The sequence below is a fragment of the Ralstonia sp. VS2407 genome, assembly GCF_052950655.1.
Genome location: NZ_JBRFVG010000264.1, coordinates 1 through 464, shown reverse-complemented (window position 1 = coordinate 464; position 464 = coordinate 1). Strand labels below are relative to the sequence as shown.

General features: G+C 70.3%; 1 protein-coding gene. It reads left to right on the top strand.

What is annotated here, in order from left to right; genetic code table 11:
- Positions 1–464 (top strand): secretin N-terminal domain-containing protein (locus tag ACU8YE_RS24955; RefSeq protein WP_446930227.1); only part of this gene is annotated, 464 nt, incomplete at both ends.

The following is a 464-nucleotide window of genomic DNA, read 5'->3' as shown; positions in this document are numbered from 1 at the left end:
GCAGGGGGCGATCCGCTTCTTCTTCACCGATACCCGCACGTTCCAGGTCAACGCGATTCCGGGCGACTCGTCGCTGAACGCATCGGTCGTGAGCGGCGCGACGAGCGACGGCGCCGCGGGCGGCTCGCAGTCGGGCGGCTCGGGGGGCTCGGGCGGCGGCATCAACGGCGCGGGCTCCGGCACGACGGGCCTCACCGCGAACAACACGGCGAACACCGCGGTGAACTCGCAGCTGTCGGTGTTCAACGGCCTGCAAAGCGCGATCCAATCGATGCTCTCGCGCTACGGCAGCTCGGTCGCCTCGCCCGCGACGGGATCGATCTCGGTGACCGACACGCCCGACGTGCTCGAGCGCGTCGCCGCGTTCATGGCGCAGCAGAACCGCTCGCTGTCGCGGCAGGTGCTGCTCAACGTGACCGTGCTCAGCGTGTCGCTGCAGGCGGGCGACGCGTACGGGATCGACT